Source organism: Streptomyces sp. WMMB303 (assembly GCF_029351045.1).
Taxonomy (GTDB): Bacteria; Actinomycetota; Actinomycetes; order Streptomycetales; family Streptomycetaceae; genus Streptomyces.
Window position 1 is genome coordinate 4,169,708 of the sequence record NZ_JARKIN010000001.1, and the last position, 16,021, is coordinate 4,185,728.

Here is a 16,021-nt window from a genome sequence, read left to right on the forward strand (position 1 = left end):
GGCTCACGCCCCCTTCGGCGGGACGAGCTGGAGGTAGATGCCGGTGAGAACCATGTTGACGAAGAAGAGGAGGAGGAAGGTGATGACGACGGACTGGTTGACGGCGTCCCCGACGCCCTTGGGGCCGCCGCGCGGGTTGAGCCCCCGGTAGGAGGCGACGATCCCGGCGATGAAGCCGAAGACCAGGGCCTTGATCTCGCTGATGTAGAGGTCCGGCAGCTGCGCGAGCGCCGAGAAGCTGGCGAGGTAGGCGCCCGGGGTGCCGTCCTGCAGGACGACGTTGAAGAAGTAGCCGCCGAGGGTGCCGACCACCGAGACCATGCCGTTGAGCAGGACCGCCACGCAGACGGTGGCCAGGACGCGGGGCACCACCAGCCGCTGGACGGGCGAGACGCCCATCACCTCCATCGCGTCCAGCTCCTCGCGGATGGTGCGGGAGCCGAGGTCGGCGCAGATCGCCGAGCCGGCCGCTCCGGAGATCAGCAGGGCGACGATCAGCGGGCTGGCCTGCTGGATGTTGACGAGCACGCTGGCCGCGCCGGTGAAGGACTGGGCGCTGATCTGGCTGGTCAGCGAGCCGACCTGGAGGGCGATGACGGCGCCGAACGGGATCGAGACCAGTGCGGCGGGCAGAATGGTGACGCTCGCGATGAACCAGAACTGCTCGATGAACTCGCGGAACTGGAAGGGCCGTCGGAAGACCGCGCGGAGCACCGTGAGGGACAGCGCGAACAGCTTGCCGGGCTCCCGCAGGAAGCCGAGGCCGGGTACGGGGGTCCCGGCGGCGGGTGGAGTCGCGGACGGCGACTCCCCGGGTCTTTCACCGGCGGGCTGCGGAGTGTGCTCGGTCGCCGTCATGACCGCTCCTTCGGATCCGGCTCGGCCCCCGCCGGGGGCACGAGGCCGGCGGAGAGGGTCGGCGCGTGCGGATCGGCGGCGGAGTCCCGGCGTACGGTGCTGGTGCGCCGCGGCAGTGGCGCCAGGTCCTGCACCAGGTCGGCCTCGATCGCGCGGCGGGCGGCCGGCTGCAGCTCGTCGAGCAGGCCCGCCACCCGTTCCCGGCGGCGCCGCACGGCCTGCCGCTCGGGGAGCCCGGGGGTGGGTTGCAGCTGCGGGACGAGCTTCCGCGGCACGGCGTTCAGCGGTCCCGGCGCCGGCGCGTCGGCCTCCCGGGCGAGGGCGGCCGCGTCCTTCTCCTCGGACATTCCGATGGGGCCGCTCCGGCTGCCGCTGAGGAACTGTGCGACGACGGGTTCCTCGCTGGTCAGCAACACCTCCCGGGGCCCGAAGGTGACCAGGCGGCGACGGAAGAGCATCCCCATGTTGTCGGGGACGGTCGCGGCGATGTCGAGGTTGTGGGTGACGATCAGCATCGTCGCGTCGATCTGCGCGTTGAGGTCGATCAGCAGCTGCGAGGTGAAGGCGGTGCGGACGGGGTCGAGCCCGGAGTCGGGCTCGTCGCAGAGGATGATCTGCGGGTCGAGCACCAGGGCCCGGGCGAGGCCGGCGCGCTTGCGCATCCCGCCGGATATCTCGCCGGGCAGCTTGCCCTCGTCGCCGATCAGCCCCACCATCTCCAGCCGCTCCATGACGATGCGGCGGATCTCGGACTCCTTCTTCCTGGTGTGCTCGCGCAGCGGGAAGGCGATGTTGTCGAACAGGTTCATCGAGCCGAACAGCGCCCCGTCCTGGAACATCAGCCCGAACGTCTTCCGCGCCTCGTACACGTCGCGCTCCCGGCCGCGCACCATGTCGACGCCGTCGACCAGCACGCTGCCCTGCTCGGGTTCCACCAGTCCGATCAGCGACTTGAGGAAGACGGTCTTGCCCGTGCCGGAGGGTCCCAGCATGACGCTGACCTCCCCGGCCGGCAGGGTGAGCGTGATGTCCTGCCAGATGTTCTTGGTGCCGTAGGACTTGGTCAGCCCCCGGACGGCTACTTCGATGCCCATCCCCGATCCCCCTTCCGGTGCGGTCCTCTCCCCGGCGTCACTTCGGCAGCTCCGGGACCTTCGGCGGGGCGACACAGCCCAGGCCGCCGGGGCGCATCAGGCAGGGCGGTCCCTGGACCAGCTTGAGGTAGTTGCCGCCGCCGGAAAGGGAGGCGGTGAAGAGCGGATCGAGGTCCTCGCCACCGGTTCCGCAGCCGGTGAAGGGCGGGATCTCGAACTTCGCCCGCAGGATGCCGCCCTTGAGCACCTCGTACTCGGGCTGCTTGCCCTTGAGCTCCAGTTCGATGGGCCGGGAGGTGCGGCAGCGGGGCCCCACGTCCAACGGCACCCCGTTGACCTCCACGTCGTGCATCCGCAGGGTCTGGCTCAGGTAGATGGTGGTGTAGTTCGGCGAGGAGGAGCCGCGCTGCACCGTGACGATGGTCATCGGCGAGCTGGTGAACTCGATCTCGGCGGACACCGGCATGAAGTCGAAGTCCAGGAAGGTCGCCCTGGCGTCCGGCAGGTCGAGCTCGCCCAGGTGGCGCAGCTGGTTGTAGCCCGGACCGACCGCCCACTCCTTCTGGATGAGCAGGTTGGCCGTGGTGGCGCCGTCCCGCGGATCGTTGATCACCATGGCGCCCCGGAGTTTGTACACGTTGGACACGGCCACCGGAACGGCACACCAATGGATTCCTCCGATCGGACTCTCCCGTACGGGGATGCCGGGGGGAGGCTCCGGCAGCTTGGAGCGGTCCAGCTCGCCGGTGGGCCGCTCCTGTTCGCAGGGCTTGGCGGGCGGGAGCTGCGCCGCGCCGACATCGAGGCCGCTCCTGCGGCGCGCGGCGTCCTGCTCGTCCTCGGGCCGCTCGTGCGAGGCGGACGGGCCGGGCGACCCGGACGGGCCGGGTGGCGCCGAGGGGTCGGCTCCGTCGGTCGGACCGCCGATCCGTACCGTGGCCAGCAGCAGTTCCTGCCCATCGGCGGGGCGACAGCCGAGCCGTACCGGCGCGGTGGCCGGCAGCGTCGTGGCGGGCTTCTCTCCGGGCTCTCCCCCGGTGGGCTGCTCGCCGCCGGGCTTCTCCGCGGCGGGCGTGACGTCGAGCGCGAGCGCTCCGGCGGTGAAGCCGAGTTCTCCCCCGCGGGCGGCCGTCACCGGCGGCACGCTGCCGCGGTGTGCGAGGGAGAGGTCCTGCTGGGCGGGGACCGGGGTGGCGTCGGCCGCCAGCCCGTCCCATCGCGCGTCGGCCGAACTGCCCCCCTGCGCCACCTGAACGGTCAGTTCCGCCTCCGAGGTCACCGACTCGGTCCCGGCGGGCAGCAGCTTCTCCAGCGCCCGCTGCGGAAGGGTGACGTCGGCGTGGATCTCACCGATCCGAACGGGCTGCCCGGCCGTGGCCGCCTCGGGGAACCGCCCGGAGAGCTCGACCTCGATCTGCCGGGTGCCGGAGGGGAAGGCGCACGCGTAGTCGGCCGTGAGGCGCGTCCGCTGTTCCTGCGCCTGCGACCCGGCGCCGGGCAGCACCCCGGCGACCAGTGCGAGAGCCCCCACGGCTGAGGCCCGCACGGTGCGGCGGCGGGATGTCGCGCTGGGCTTCACGGGACTCCTCGGAGAGGGCAGCACCCGCCCCTTGCCGGGGCGGGTGCGGCGGACGGCGAGCGGTCAGTCGGCGGTGATCGTCTGCGCCGGGTCGGTGTCGTAGGCGGCGTTGAAGGTGGCGGAATCACCGGTGTTGATCAGCCCGAGGCAGTTGGCGCTGGTGGCCTCGAGGTTGCCGCCGTTGATCACGAGCTGGTGGGTGGAGTTGTCGAAGTAGCCGGTCACGGTGGCGTCGGCGCCGCCCGGGCCCGCGAAGGAGGCCGTGCACAGCCCGTCCGGGTCCGAGATGGAGGCGGTGATGCCCGAGATCGAGCCGACCACCCGGTCCGGGTCGGCCGAGTCGACCGATTCCGCGTTGATGCTCAGCGGGCTGGAGACGGTCACGTCGAAGCTGATCCCGGCCAGGGAGCAGCCGGAGAAGGTCAGCGAGTTGATGCTGCCGAGTCCGGCGCCGGCGTTGCCGGATCCGGTCTTCAGGCTGCCCGACGCGTCGGACGAGTCGCAGAAGAGATCGGCGTTGGGTACGGACAGGGTGGGATTGGCGGCGTTCGCCGAGAACGACCCGCCCGGTGTCACCGTCCAGGTCGCCGCGGACGTGGCGGCGGCGGAGGCGGCGGAGAATCCGAGGGCGGCGGTTGCGGCGACGGCCGCGACCGCTACTCGTCTGGTGAATTTGCGCACGTGACATTCCCTCCGTTGGATATGGGATCCTGAAGAGCTGTACTCCGCACCGGAGCGCCATTTCAGCACAGCAATTACTCATCGCACGTAGCGCTGCGCCCGCCATTTCCGTATGCCCTGCTGGGCGGCGGCAGAACAGGACGTTACGCACTGGTAATGCGGCGGTGCAATAGTTCGGTCCAAGATGCGGCAGGGCGATTTCCGGCCGCTGGTTTTCTTGTCAACAACAGAGCATGCGGGCCGTTCCGGCCGCCCTGGATTCATCAACGGGTGCGCGTTGTCGACCCCGCCCGGTGACGCGCACCGCGCACGGTGGCAGCGTGGTGACTCCCGCGTGCACCCCGCGATCTTCCGCGTTGCGAGGGGGCTGCGCCCACGCGTCGGCTGGTCTATGGTCTGCGGTGCGCGAGCGCCGAGGCCGCACCCCCACCGGCTCGGGTCACGGCCCGCGCGGCTCCGGAAGGCGGTACGCATCCCGTCGGAGCGCCCGCCGGCCGCACCGGCCGTGTGCACACCCGGACTCGTCCCCCACCTTGGCCGGTTGGCTTTCGTCCCGCTCCGAGGCCGACAGTGGAAGGTACGTCCATGGTGCAGTCAGCAGCAGCCGCTCGGGCCCGCACGCAGGCGCCGGGAGCGCTCCCCCAGGAACTGGCCTCCGTGATGTGGCCCGAACTCCCGGTCGTGGCCGAGGAGATGTTGCAGGAGATCGGCCGCGCCGTGCCCGAGTACCGGCCCCTGCTGGAGGGGTCGTACCGGACGGTGCTGCTGCACTGCGTGCGCCAGAACCTCACCAGTTTCGTCGAACTGGTCGCCGACCCGTCGGCCTCCACCGCCGAACGGGATCAACTCTGCCGGAGATTAGGCCAGTTCGAAGCACATGAGGGCCGGGGGCTGCACTGTCTCCAGTCGGCGCTGCGGATCGGGGCCCGGGTGGGGCTGCGCCGCGCGACCACGGTGGGCACCCGCCACAACCTGCCCGCTTCCCTGATCGTCGCCTTCGCCGACGCGGTGTTCGCCTACACGGACGTGATCGAGTCCCTGTGCCGCGAGGGCTATGTGGCCGCGAAGGGCGGCGGGGAGGACGTGTGGGAGTCGCAGCGGGGACGGCTGCTGCGGCTGATCCTGGCCGGAGTGGCGGATGTCGGCGGCACACGCCGCGGCTCCGACCCGGCCGCCGGTCAGCACGCCACGGCCGATCCGGGCCCCGCGCCGCCCTCCCCACTGGCCGAACTGGCCCGCCGGGTCGGCTGGCGTATCCCACAGCGGGTGACCCTGGTGGCGCTGAGCCCGGATGCCGGGCGCAACGGGTTACGGCTGCCGGGCCGGCTGGATGAGGACATCCTGGCCGAACTGGGCGACCAGCGGCCGCACCTGCTGGTGCCCGGCGAGGTCGACGGGCCGCGCACGGCCATGCTGGAGGGGGCGCTGGCGGGCCGCCGCGCGGTGCTCGGGGTGACGGTGGAGCTGGGTGACGCCGCCGACTCGCTGCGCTGGGCGCGGCAGGCGCTCTCCCTCGTGGAGTCGGGCGCCCTTCCCCAGGCGGGGCTCACCCGCTGTGAGGACCATCTGGTGACGCTGTGGCTGATGGGCGACCCGGCGCTGGCCGAGCGGCTGGCCGTACGGCAGTTGGCTCCGCTCTCCGGGCTGACCGCGGGGCAGCGGGAGCGGCTGGTCGACACATTGCGCACCTGGCTGACGACGCGGGGGACGGCGGCCCAGATGGCGGAGATCCTGCATCTGCACCCGCAGACGGTGCGCTACCGGATGCGGGCGCTCAAGCGCGTCCTGGGCACCCAGCTCGGCGACCCCGACCAGCGGTTCGCCACCGAACTGGCGTTGCGTGCCCAGCATCTGCGGCGCCGGGCGAGCGGGCGGTACCCGGGGGCCGCGCACGCGCAGGGCCGGGAGCCGGAGCTGCCCCGGGGGCACGAGGGCGGCTGACGCCCCGGGGCAGCGGCGGACTCGGATCCCGCGCGAGGCGTGGGATCAGGAGGTGGCGGGGTCGGTGGGCGCGGACGCCTGGTCCAGGGTGAGCGTGAGGGTGTTGCCGTCGCCCGGCACCATGCTGTTGATGACGGGGGTGGCCAGCAGGCAGTGCTCGAACTTGGGGATGGTGTAGGTCCCGCTCAGCTTGCCGCCCTTGAAGACGTTGAATCCGGGCTCGGAGTCCAGGTCGATGACCGCGGGGCTCTTCGTCTTGCAGTACGGCCCGACCGGGGTGGGGATGCCGCCGATCTTGAGGTGCTTCAGTCGCAGGGTGAGGTGCGAGGTGGTGCTGACCTCGCCGGTCCGCACGTCCAGCGTTCCGGTGGTGGGCTCTTCCTCGATGAATTCCGTGGTGACGGTGACCGGGATGCCCAGCGCCTTGAAGGAGCCGGGTGCGTCCGGGAGCCGGGTCTGCGCGGTGAGCGCGCCGGTGGTCATGTCCGTCGAGGTCTTCAGGGTGCCGGGGCCCAGGGCAAGGTCGCTGTCGGTGCCGGCGAGGTGGGTGGTGCCGGTGATCGGGTAGTCGAGGCGGACGGGTGCCGCGGCGGCTCCGGACTCCGCGTGCGCGGCACCGGCGGCCAGGGCCGGGGCGACACAGCCGAGGACGGCCGCGACGGCCACGGTCGCGCGGCGGGCGGCCGGGCGGCGGGGAGATGCGGACAGCGTGCGTCTCATATCAGCTCCTGAAGGTCGAGGAACGCACTTACGCGCATGGGTGGACCCCGTGGCCGACTCGGGGCGGACCACGGGGTCCGGGCCGCGGAATGCGGCCGAATATGACTCGCGAGCCATGGCGCCGACGGAATGGCGGCGCCCCGGTGGAATGGAACGTTACGAGCGGGTAACTGAGCACGCAACAGTCATTCCTTGATTTCTTTCGCGGCCTGACGGCAGGGGTCATTTCTTGTCTGTGCCGACGCAATGTCGCGTCGGTCTTCATCGGCGACTGAGCAGCGGGACGGCCCGGCGGACCGGGTCGCGGCGGCTGGGCCGCCAGGGGGTCGCGGGCCGAGTCGGTGCCCAGTGCGTCCGGGGCATTGCATTCTCCCTACGCATGAGTAAGTTGACAGTCCTGTCATCAGCGCGCACCGGCCCGGGCACCACCCCCGCACCCGCGAACAGGAGCCGAAGAGATGGGCGTCCGGAAGATCCTCACGACCGCGAAACGCCGCAGCGACCTGGCAGCCCGCGGCCCGGTCGAGGTACTCGAGGAGAGCGGCCGGATCCGGGCGGCCCGGGCCGAGGCGCTGGCCCCGCCGCCGGTCACCGGAAGCCTCGCCGACCTGCCCTTCACCAACGCCGCGGAGGAGCCCGAGGCGACCGTCATGCGCCGCAGGACCGCTGACGCCTGGCAGCCGGTGTCCGCGGCCGCCTTCGCCCGCGAGGTCTCCGATGCGGCCAAGGGGCTGGTCGCGGCGGGGCTGGAGCCCGGGGCCCGGGTGGGTGTGATGTGCCGTACCCGCTACGAGTGGTGCGTCCTGGACTTCGCCGTCTGGGCCGCCGGCGGCCAGACCGTCCCCGTGTACGCCACCTCCTCCGCCGAGCAGGTCGAGTGGATCCTGCGCGACTCGGGCGCGGCCCACCTCTTCGTGGAGACGGCCGAGCACGCCACCACGGTCGAACCCGCGCTCGCGGCACAGGAGCACCGGCCCCGGCTGTGGCGGATCGACCCGGCGGGGGACGGCCGCCCGGCGCTGGAGCAGCTCGCCGAGCTGGGCCGGGAGATCCCCGACGGCGAACTCACCCGCCGCCGCGCGGCGCTCGGCCCCGACACCGTCGCGACCCTCTGCTACACCTCGGGCACCACCGGCAGACCCAAAGGCTGCATGCTCAGCCACGGCAATCTGCACGCCGAGGCGGCCAACACCGTCGAACTGCTGCACCCGATCTTCAAGGAGGTCACCGGGCAGACCGCGGCCACCCTGCTCTTCCTGCCCCTGGCCCACATCCTCGGCCGGACCCTGCAGATCGCGTGCCTGACCGCGCGGATCGAGTTCGGACACTGGCCCAGCATCAAGCCCGCGGAACTGCGCCCCGAGATGCGCTCCTTCCGGCCGACGTTCATCGTGGGCGTGCCCTATCTCTTCGAGAAGATCCACGACACCGGCCGGGAGACGGCCGAGCGGCTGGGCAGGGGTTCCTCCTTCGAGCGTGCGGACCGGATCGCGGTGCGCTTCGGCGAGGCGGACCTGGCGCGCTTCCTGGGCACCGGAAAGGGCCCGGGGCCGGGTCTGCGGCTGGCCCGAGGCGTGTACGACCTGCTGGTCTACCGGCGGATCCGCAAGGAGTTGGGCGGCCGCCTCCGGCACGCCATCAGCGGGGGTTCCCCCCTGGACCGCCGGCTGAACCTGTTCTTCCGGGCGGCCGGTATCACCGTCTACGAGGGGTACGGGCTCACGGAGACCTCGGCGGCCGCCACCATCACCCCGCCGCTCGCCCCGCGTCCCGGGACCGTCGGCCGCCCGGTCCCCGGCACCACCGTGCGCATCGCGGACGACGGCGAGATCCTCGTCAAGGGCGGCATCGTCTTCGGCGGGTACCGCAATCGCCCCCGGGAGACCGACGAGGTGCTGGACGACGGCTGGTTCGCGACCGGCGACCTGGGGACCCTGGACGAGGACGGCTATCTGACCATCGTCGGCCGCAAGAAGGACATCCTCGTCACCAGCGGAGGCAAGAACGTCTCTCCCGCGCCGCTGGAGGACCGGCTGCGCAGCCGGCCGCCCATCGCGCAGTGCATGGTCGTCGGCGACGGCCGCCGCTACGTGGGGGCGCTGGTCACCCTCGACCCGGAAGCGGTCGCCCACTGGCTCCGGGTGCGCAAGCGGCCGTCGGGCACCCCCCTCGCCGCACTGCGGAAGGACCCCGAACTGGTCGCCGCCGTACAGCGGGCCGTGGACCACGCGAACGAAGCCGTCTCGACAGCCGAGTCGATCCGCCGGTTCCGGATCGTCGAGGGCGAGTTCACCGAGGAGAACGGCCTGCTGACCCCTTCGCTGAAGGTCAAGCGCGCGGCCGTGGCGGAAGCGTACGCCGCCGACATCGACGCCCTCTATGCCCAGGACGGCCCGGGCCGCTGACATCGGGCGCTGACCTCCCCCGCGCCCGGTGACCGCACCGACCGCCGGGTGCCGGGTGCCGGACCCGGGGGTGCCGCTCGCCGGCGGCCCGGCCCGGCGGGCCCCGGACCACCCGGGCCCGAAAGCTGCCGGCACGAGTCACGCCATGGCGTCGATCCCGGTCAACGCGCGGCCGATGAGCAGCTTCTGCACCTGGCTGGTGCCCTCGTACAGGGTGAGCACCCGGGCGTCCCGCAGGTACCTGCCCGCGGGGTACTCGTCGATGAAGCCGTAACCGCCGAAGGTCTGCAGACAATCGGCGCTGACCTGCACGGCCGTCTCGGAGGCGTGGTACTTGGCCACCGACGCCTCGGTCGCGTACTCCTTGGGCGTGGCACCCGCATCCGCCAGGTGCGCCACCTGCCGGGTCAGCAACCGGGCGGCGCGGATCGCCACCTCCGACTCGGCCAGCAGCTCCTGCACCAGTTGGAAGGAGGCGATCGGCCTGCCGAACTGCTCCCGCTCGATGGCGTAGCCGAGGGCCGCGTCCAGCGCGCCCTGCGCCAGGCCGACCGCACCGGCCGCCACCGAGATCCGCCCGCGGGAGAGCGAGCCGAGTGCGATACCCAGTCCCCTGCCGATGCCGCCCAGGCGCGCGGAGTCCGGCACCCGCACGCCCTCGTAGGAGAGTTCGGCCGTGGCCTGGCCGCGCAGGCCGAGCTTGCCGTGGATCGCGGTAGCGGTGAAGCCCGGCACGTCGGTGGGGACGAGGAACGCGGTGATGCCGTCCTCGGCGGTCCGCGCGAAGGTCAGGGCCACATCGGCGACGGTGCCGTTGGTGATGAACATCTTGGCACCGTCGATGATCCAGTCGCCGCCCGGCCCGGTACCGGCCGGGCCGCCCGTGGCCCGGCGGGCGCGGGTGCGCAGCGCCCCCGCGTCCGAGCCGGTCTCCGGCTCCGTGAGTGCGAAACAGCCGAGCGCCGTCCCGGCGGCCAGCCGCGGCAGCCACTGCTGCTTCTGCTCCTCGCTGCCGTGGGCGGCGATCGTCTTGGCGACGAGACCGAGCGAGACGGAGACGATGCCGCGGACCGAGGAGTCCCCGCGGCCCAGTTCCTCGGTCACCGCCGTGTAGCACAGCATGTCGGCCGGGACTCCGCCGTACGCCTCGGGCAGGGTGAGACCGAGGAATCCGAGTTCGCCCAGCCGCCGCGGTATCCCGGGGTCCACGGCTTCCACCCGGTCCCATTCCCGCGCGTGCGGTACCACCTCCCGGTCGACGAAGTCCCGCGCCAGCGCGCGGACATCCCGCTGTTCCTCACTCAGCCCGAAGTCCCGCTGGTCCATGCTCTCCCTCTCTGCTGCCAACTCCGGCTGCGAACCGCTCCCGCGGAGCGCCCGACCCCCCGCCGTGCCCTCTCGCAGCCGCGCCTGCCGGGGCCGGTCATTCCGGCAGATCCGGCATGGGGGTGCGCAGCGGCAGTCCCAGGTTCGCCCGGTGGGTGAGCCAGGGGGTGGGGCGGTAGCGGGGGTCGCCGGTCTCCTGCGCGAGCGCTCGGAGCAGGGACAGGGTCCGGGCCGAGCCCACGGTGTCGGCCCAGGCCAACGGCCCGTGCGGGTAGCCGAGTCCGAGAGTGACGGCGGTGTCGATGTCGTCCGGGGCGGCGATGCCGCGCTCGGCGATGCCGGTGGCGACGTTGACGATCGAGGCGAGCAGCCGCTGCGCGACCGAACCGGCGGTGTCCCGTACGACGCTCACCGCGTGCCCGTCCCGGGCCAGTACGGCCACCGCGTCCCGTACCGCCTCGCCGTCGGTCGCGGGAGTCACGGCCAGCACCCGGCGCGGAGTGCCCAGCGAGAGCGGGTCGACGCCCAGGGTGCGCTCGGCGGGCAGGCCGTCCGCGGCGACCGCGGCCGAGACCGAGGTGCCCCAGGTCGGCACCAGCACCAGCGCGTCGGCCGCGGGTTCCCGCGGCGTACCCAGCCCGGCGAGTCCGTCCCCGACCAGCCGTACTGCCCGCGCGGGGTCGCCGCCCTCGAGCCGGGGCTCGGGCAGTCCGGGCCCCGGCTCGCCCTCGCCGTAGGAGTAGAAGCCGCGCGCCGACTTGCGCCCGTACAGCCCGGCCGCGACCCGGTTGGCCGGGAGGTAGGAGGGCCGCAGCCGGTCGGCGTGCCGGAAGCCGTCCCAGACGGTGTCCATCACCGAGGCCGATACGTCCAGGCCCGTCAGATCCATGAGTTCGAACGGGCCCATCCGCAGCCCGAGCACGTCGCGGGCGATGCGGTCGATCACCGGATGCCCGGCGACGGACTCCTCCAGCAGCGCGAACGCCTCGGTCACCAGCCCGCGCCCGGCGTGGTTTACCAGGAAGCCCGGGGTGTCGGCAACGGTCACCGGATGGTGCCCGGACTCGGCGACCAGCGCCGCGAGGAACTCCGGCACGTCCTCGCGGGTGGCGGCCCCGGGCACCACCTCGACGAGCCGCATCAGCGGGACCGGGTTGAAGAAGTGCAGCCCGGCCAGTCGGCCCGGGTCGGCGAGCCGCGCACCGATCCGGGTGACGGAGAGCGAGGAGGTGTTGGTCGCGAAGACCGTCGAGGCCGGCAGCGCCCGCTCCAGGCCGGTGAACAGCTCGGTCTTGGTGTCGAGGTCTTCCAGCACCGCCTCGATCACCAGCCCCGGAGCTTCGGCGGTGCCTGCGGTGTACGGCGACTCCAGCTCGACCAGGGCGGCAGCGGCGCGGTCGGCGTCCGCGCGGCCCATCCGCCCCTTCTCGGCGGCTCGCTCCAGCATGGCGCGGACGAAGGACACCGCCTCCGGCACCGCCTGGGGCCGTGCGTCGGCCAGTTCGACGGTGTGGCCGGCCGTGACGGCCCACTGGGCGATGCCGCGCCCCATGGTGCCGGCTCCCACAATCCTGATCCGCATGAACGCTCCCTCTGCGCACCCCGCGCGGGGCCTACGCTGTCAGCGACCATTGATCTGAGTCCAATACCAAATTAGAGTCTTTTTAAGACGAGCAACAGATCAGTCGCCCCCTCGCGGGGCCGATCCGCATCCCGCCCGGAGGGCTCTCCGACGCCGCACCCCGGAATCCCCGCGGGCCCTCCCGGAAGTGAGCCCGCCGTGGAACTGCGGTACCTCGCCGCATTCGTGGCCGTGGCCGAGGAGCTGCACTTCGGCCGCGCCGCCAAGCGGCTGCACATGGCCCAGCCCCCGCTGAGCCAGCAGATCCGCCAGTTGGAGCGGGAACTGGGGGTGCAGTTGTTCGAGCGCAGTACCCGGTCGGTGCGGCTGACCGGCGCGGGCGAGTCCTTTCTGGAGCCGGTCCGCGAGGTGCTCGCCGATCTGGAGGCCGCCACCCGGGCCGCCCGGGCCGCCGGGCGCGGTGAATACGGTCGGGTGAGCGTGGGGTTCGCGGGCGCCTCCAGTCACACGGCGCTTCCCTTGCTCACCCGTGGCGTCCGCACCGCGCACCCCGGTATCGAGCTGGTGATGCAGGGGCAGAACTACGCGAACCGCGCCCTCGACCGAGTCGCCGAGGGCTCCCTCGACCTCGGCTTCGTACGGCTGCCCGTGGACCGGCCCGGCGTGGAGACCCGGGTGATCGCCGAGGAGGCGCTGGTGTGCGCCCTCGCCTCGGACCATCCGCTGGCCCGCCAGGAGCGGGTCGACGTCGCGGAGCTGGCCGGGGAACCGTTCGTCAGCTTCCCCGCCGGCGCCGGCTCCAGCCTCCGCGACGTGACGTTCCGGACCTGCGAGCGGGCGGGCCACATTCCCCGCGTCGTCCAGGAGGCCCCGGACTCGTACACGATCCTCGCGCTGGTGGCGATGGGGGTCGGGATCACCCTCACGCTCACCTCCTGCACCCACATCCAGCAGACGGGACTGGTCTACCGCCCGCTCGACGGCACGCCGGTCGTACTCCGCTCGGCGCTCGCCTGGCGGGCCGACAACCCCTCCCCGGCCCTGCGCAGCGTGCTGGAGGTGGCCCGCGAGGTGCTGCCCGCCCCGCCGCCCGCCCCCGCGGCGGGGCCGGCGTGACCGACGCCGGCACCCGAGCCGACGCCCGGGACCGCCCTTCGACCGAACCGCTCCTGGAAGGCAACCGCATGTCCGAGCGCACCGACATCGTCATCTGCGAACCCCTGCGCACCCCGATCGGCCGGTTCGGCGGAGTACTGGCCGGGCAGCGGCCCCAGTCGCTGGCGGCCCTGCTGATCTCGGAGATCCTCTCGCGTACCGGTATCGCCCCGGAACGGATCGACGAGGTGATCCTCGGGCACGCCTACCCCAGTGCGGAGGCGCCGGCGCTGGGACGGGTCGCCGCGCTCGACGCGGGGCTGCCCGCCTCGGTGACCGGCACCCAGATCGACCGGCGCTGCGGCTCGGGCCTGCAGGCGGTGCTGGACGCCGCGATGCAGATCCGGGCCGGGTTCAGCCAGGTCGTGATCGCGGGCGGAGCGGAGGTGATGAGCGCCGCACCCCACTACACCCACGAGGGGCGCTGGGGCATCAAGGGGCCGGGCCTGACCCTGCACGACTCCCTGGCCCGCGGTCGGATCACGGCGGGCGGCGCGCACCACCCGGTGCCCGGCGGCATGATCGAGACGGCCGAGAACCTGCGCCGCGAGTTCGCCATCAGCCGGGCGGACCAGGACGCGCTGGCGCTCCGCTCCCAGCAGCGCGCCGGAGCGGCCCTCGCCGAGGGCCGGTTCGCGGCGGAGACGGTGCCGGTGACCGTGCGCACCCGCAAGGGCGAGACCGAGGTCGGCACCGACGAGCACCCCCGTCCCGAGACCACCGCCGACCAGCTCGCGGCGCTGCGGCCGGTACGGCTCGCGCAGGACCCGGCGGCGACGGTGACGGCGGGCAACGCCAGCGGTCAGAACGACGCGGCGGCGGCCTGCCTGGTCACCGCCGCGGAGACCGCCGAACGGCTGGGATTGCGGCCCCTGGTCCGGCTGGTCTCCTTCGCCCGCGCCGGAGTTCCTGCCGAGACGATGGGCCTGGGGCCGGTCGGCGCCACCCGGGACGCGCTCGCCAAGGCCCGGCTCGACCTGGCCGACATCGATCTGATCGAACTGAACGAGGCGTTCGCCGCGCAGGTTCTGGCCTGCACCCGCGCCCTCGGCCTGACCGAGCGCGACCTCGAACAGCGCGTCAACGTGAACGGCTCGGGCATCTCGCTGGGCCACCCGGTCGGTGCCACGGGCGCCCGCGTCCTGACGACCCTGGCGCACGAGATGCGGCGCGGCGGCGCCCGCTACGGCCTGGAGACGATGTGCATCGGAGGCGGCCAGGGACTCACCGCGGTCTTCGAACGCGTATCGGAGGCGGGCTGAGCGGCCGCGCGGGGGCGGCCCGCTCCCGGACGGCGACGCCGAGCGAGCGCCGGGCGCCGACGGCGCGCCGGACCGTGAAGAGGCGGCCTAGCCGCGGGAGAAGGGCCTCGTCGGCGGCTCGGCGGGCTCCTCGTCCGGCAGTTCGTCGGCGATCCGCCGGAGCATGTCGCGGGTCTCGGACGGCGGCATCGAGCAGGTCACCAGGCGGTCGGTGACACGGCGGTAGGCCTCGATGTCGACATCGTCCTCGAGATAGCGGGCGCTGTGCAGCTGCTCCAGGTACACGATGTCGGGCAGTTCGCTCTCGGGCAGTCGCAGCAGCGTGACCGGGCCGCCGGCCGCCGCGTGTCCGCCCGCGCTGAAGGGCATGATCTGCACCGTGACATGCGGCAGTTCGCTCATCGCGCACAGGTGCCGCAGTTGGGCGCGCATCGTGGCCGCACCCCCGACGGGGCGGCGCAGCGCGGCCTCGTCGATGACGGCCCACACGTGGGGGGCCCGCGGGCCGTAGAGGATCTGCTGGCGGCGCATCCGCAGGTCCACCCGCCGCTGGATGCCCGCCTCGGGCTCCTCGTCGTGGATCAGTTCCACGACGGCGCGTGCGTAGCGGCTGGTCTGGAGGAGACCGGGCACGAACTGCACCTCGTAGGTGCGGATCACGCTGGCCGCCTGCTCCAGCCCCAGGTAGGTGTGCAGCCAGTGCGGGACGACGCCCTGGAAGGACTGCCACCAGCCGGGGGTGTTGGCCTGCTCGGCGAGCGCGGTCAGCACCGCGCGCTCGCTCTCGTCGCAGACGCCGTAGATCGTCAGCAGGTCCGCGATGTCGCGCAGCGCGCAGCCGGTACGGCCCTGCTCCAGGTCGCGGATCCGCTGATGGGTGACCCGGATCGCCTCCGCGGCCTCCCGCCGGGATATGTACTGCGCCTCCCGCAGCCTCCGCAGCCTGGTGCCCAGCACCAGCCTGGGCACTGCCGGGGACGCTCCGCCTCCTTCTCTCGAACTGTCCGACACGGCGTCTCTGGCGGCCGCTTCACCGCCAGTGACGTCAGTGATGCGCATACCGCTGCTCCCGTACCGTAGCCGCATGGGTCTCGCCACCTTCCAAGTTTCCCTCCCCGCTCCGATGTGGCCTCATGGGGGTACCTGCCCAACTAGCCGTGCAGTCAGGCACACCGTGTCAAGGCTTCTTGCCCCTGGCACATCCCACGGCGCCGTCTGCACGGTTTCGAAGCGGAACCGAATCGGAAGCGGTCCCGGTCCGGTGCGGCCCCGAACGAGCGGCGGCCGATCCGGTGGCCCGGCGCACGGCGCCTTGCTCTGATCGCCGGAGGCGAGTAAACGCTGCGGGCATGGGAACGACACGGCGGACGCCGGCATCCGGGGCGGCAGCGGGGACGACAGCGGACGCGGCACGGCCC

12 protein-coding genes are annotated in these 16,021 nt (G+C 72.7%); 4 read left to right on the forward strand and 8 right to left on the reverse strand.

Annotated elements, in window-relative coordinates:
• Positions 1-3: 3 nt before the first annotated feature.
• The 4 genes from P2424_RS18610 to P2424_RS18625 form a co-directional block, all read right to left on the reverse strand.
• Entirely contained in the window at positions 4-858 is an 855-nt protein-coding gene (locus P2424_RS18610; protein WP_276476877.1) for an ABC transporter permease, read from the reverse strand.
• A complete protein-coding gene (locus tag P2424_RS18615; RefSeq protein WP_276476878.1) occupies positions 855-1,952 on the reverse strand; it encodes an ATP-binding cassette domain-containing protein in 1,098 nt (365 codons plus the stop codon). Before P2424_RS18615 ends, P2424_RS18610 begins: the two co-directional genes overlap by 4 nt.
• Positions 1,953-1,989: 37 nt before the next feature.
• Complete coding sequence (locus P2424_RS18620) at positions 1,990-3,531, reverse strand: DUF6801 domain-containing protein (protein WP_276476879.1); 1,542 nt, start codon at positions 3,529-3,531, stop codon at positions 1,990-1,992.
• A 63-nt stretch (positions 3,532-3,594) separates the two neighbouring features.
• A complete protein-coding gene (locus P2424_RS18625) occupies positions 3,595-4,212 on the reverse strand; it encodes a hypothetical protein (protein WP_276476880.1) in 618 nt (205 codons plus the stop codon).
• A 585-nt stretch (positions 4,213-4,797) separates the two neighbouring features.
• Here P2424_RS18625 and P2424_RS18630 point away from each other — a divergent pair.
• Positions 4,798-6,153, forward strand: coding sequence for a PucR family transcriptional regulator (locus tag P2424_RS18630; protein ID WP_276476881.1), 1,356 nt, complete (start codon positions 4,798-4,800; stop codon positions 6,151-6,153).
• Between the two features lie 45 nt (positions 6,154-6,198).
• Here P2424_RS18630 and P2424_RS18635 read toward each other — a convergent pair whose 3' ends face one another.
• Complete coding sequence (locus tag P2424_RS18635; RefSeq protein WP_276476882.1) at positions 6,199-6,873, reverse strand: hypothetical protein; 675 nt, start codon at positions 6,871-6,873, stop codon at positions 6,199-6,201.
• A gap of 458 nt (positions 6,874-7,331) precedes the next feature.
• Between P2424_RS18635 and P2424_RS18640 the strand changes: the two genes are divergently transcribed.
• Positions 7,332-9,278 (forward strand): AMP-binding protein, encoded by a 1,947-nt coding sequence (locus P2424_RS18640; protein WP_276476883.1) that lies wholly within the window; start codon positions 7,332-7,334, stop codon positions 9,276-9,278.
• Positions 9,279-9,416: 138 nt separating this feature from the next.
• On the opposite strand, the gene P2424_RS18645 is transcribed toward P2424_RS18640, so the two are convergent.
• The gene (locus P2424_RS18645; RefSeq protein WP_276476884.1) at positions 9,417-10,604 is read right to left on the reverse strand and encodes an acyl-CoA dehydrogenase family protein; all 1,188 of its coding nucleotides are present in this window, start codon (positions 10,602-10,604) and stop codon (positions 9,417-9,419) included.
• 97 nt (positions 10,605-10,701) lie between these two features.
• Positions 10,702-12,186, reverse strand: a complete 1,485-nt coding sequence (locus P2424_RS18650; RefSeq protein WP_276476885.1) for a 3-hydroxyacyl-CoA dehydrogenase — start codon at positions 12,184-12,186, stop codon at positions 10,702-10,704.
• A 198-nt stretch (positions 12,187-12,384) separates the two neighbouring features.
• Here P2424_RS18650 and P2424_RS18655 point away from each other — a divergent pair, with 198 nt between their 5' ends.
• Both P2424_RS18655 and P2424_RS18660 read left to right on the forward strand, forming a co-directional pair.
• On the forward strand, positions 12,385-13,302 hold the full coding sequence (locus P2424_RS18655) for a LysR family transcriptional regulator (protein ID WP_276476886.1): 918 nt from the start codon (positions 12,385-12,387) through the stop codon (positions 13,300-13,302).
• A 68-nt stretch (positions 13,303-13,370) separates the two neighbouring features.
• Positions 13,371-14,603, forward strand: a complete 1,233-nt coding sequence (locus P2424_RS18660; protein WP_276476887.1) for an acetyl-CoA C-acetyltransferase — start codon at positions 13,371-13,373, stop codon at positions 14,601-14,603.
• An 87-nt stretch (positions 14,604-14,690) separates the two neighbouring features.
• Here the strand turns inward: P2424_RS18660 and P2424_RS18665 are convergent, their stop codons facing one another.
• A complete protein-coding gene (locus tag P2424_RS18665) occupies positions 14,691-15,572 on the reverse strand; it encodes a helix-turn-helix transcriptional regulator (protein ID WP_276476888.1) in 882 nt (293 codons plus the stop codon).
• Between the last annotated feature and the right edge of the window lie 449 nt (positions 15,573-16,021).

Excerpts from the sequence above, each read along its gene's own strand:
- P2424_RS18660 (WP_276476887.1), top strand. The coding sequence starts at position 13,371 with ATGTCCGAGCGCACCGACATCGTCATCTGCGAACCCCTGCGCACCCCG.
- P2424_RS18645 (WP_276476884.1), bottom strand. The coding sequence starts at position 10,604 with ATGGACCAGCGGGACTTCGGGCTGAGTGAGGAACAGCGGGATGTCCGC.
- P2424_RS18650 (WP_276476885.1), bottom strand. The coding sequence starts at position 12,186 with ATGCGGATCAGGATTGTGGGAGCCGGCACCATGGGGCGCGGCATCGCC.
- P2424_RS18610 (WP_276476877.1), bottom strand. The coding sequence starts at position 858 with ATGACGGCGACCGAGCACACTCCGCAGCCCGCCGGTGAAAGACCCGGG.
- P2424_RS18615 (WP_276476878.1), bottom strand. The coding sequence starts at position 1,952 with ATGGGCATCGAAGTAGCCGTCCGGGGGCTGACCAAGTCCTACGGCACC.
- P2424_RS18640 (WP_276476883.1), top strand. The coding sequence starts at position 7,332 with ATGGGCGTCCGGAAGATCCTCACGACCGCGAAACGCCGCAGCGACCTG.
- P2424_RS18635 (WP_276476882.1), bottom strand. The coding sequence starts at position 6,873 with ATGAGACGCACGCTGTCCGCATCTCCCCGCCGCCCGGCCGCCCGCCGC.
- P2424_RS18630 (WP_276476881.1), top strand. The coding sequence starts at position 4,798 with ATGGTGCAGTCAGCAGCAGCCGCTCGGGCCCGCACGCAGGCGCCGGGA.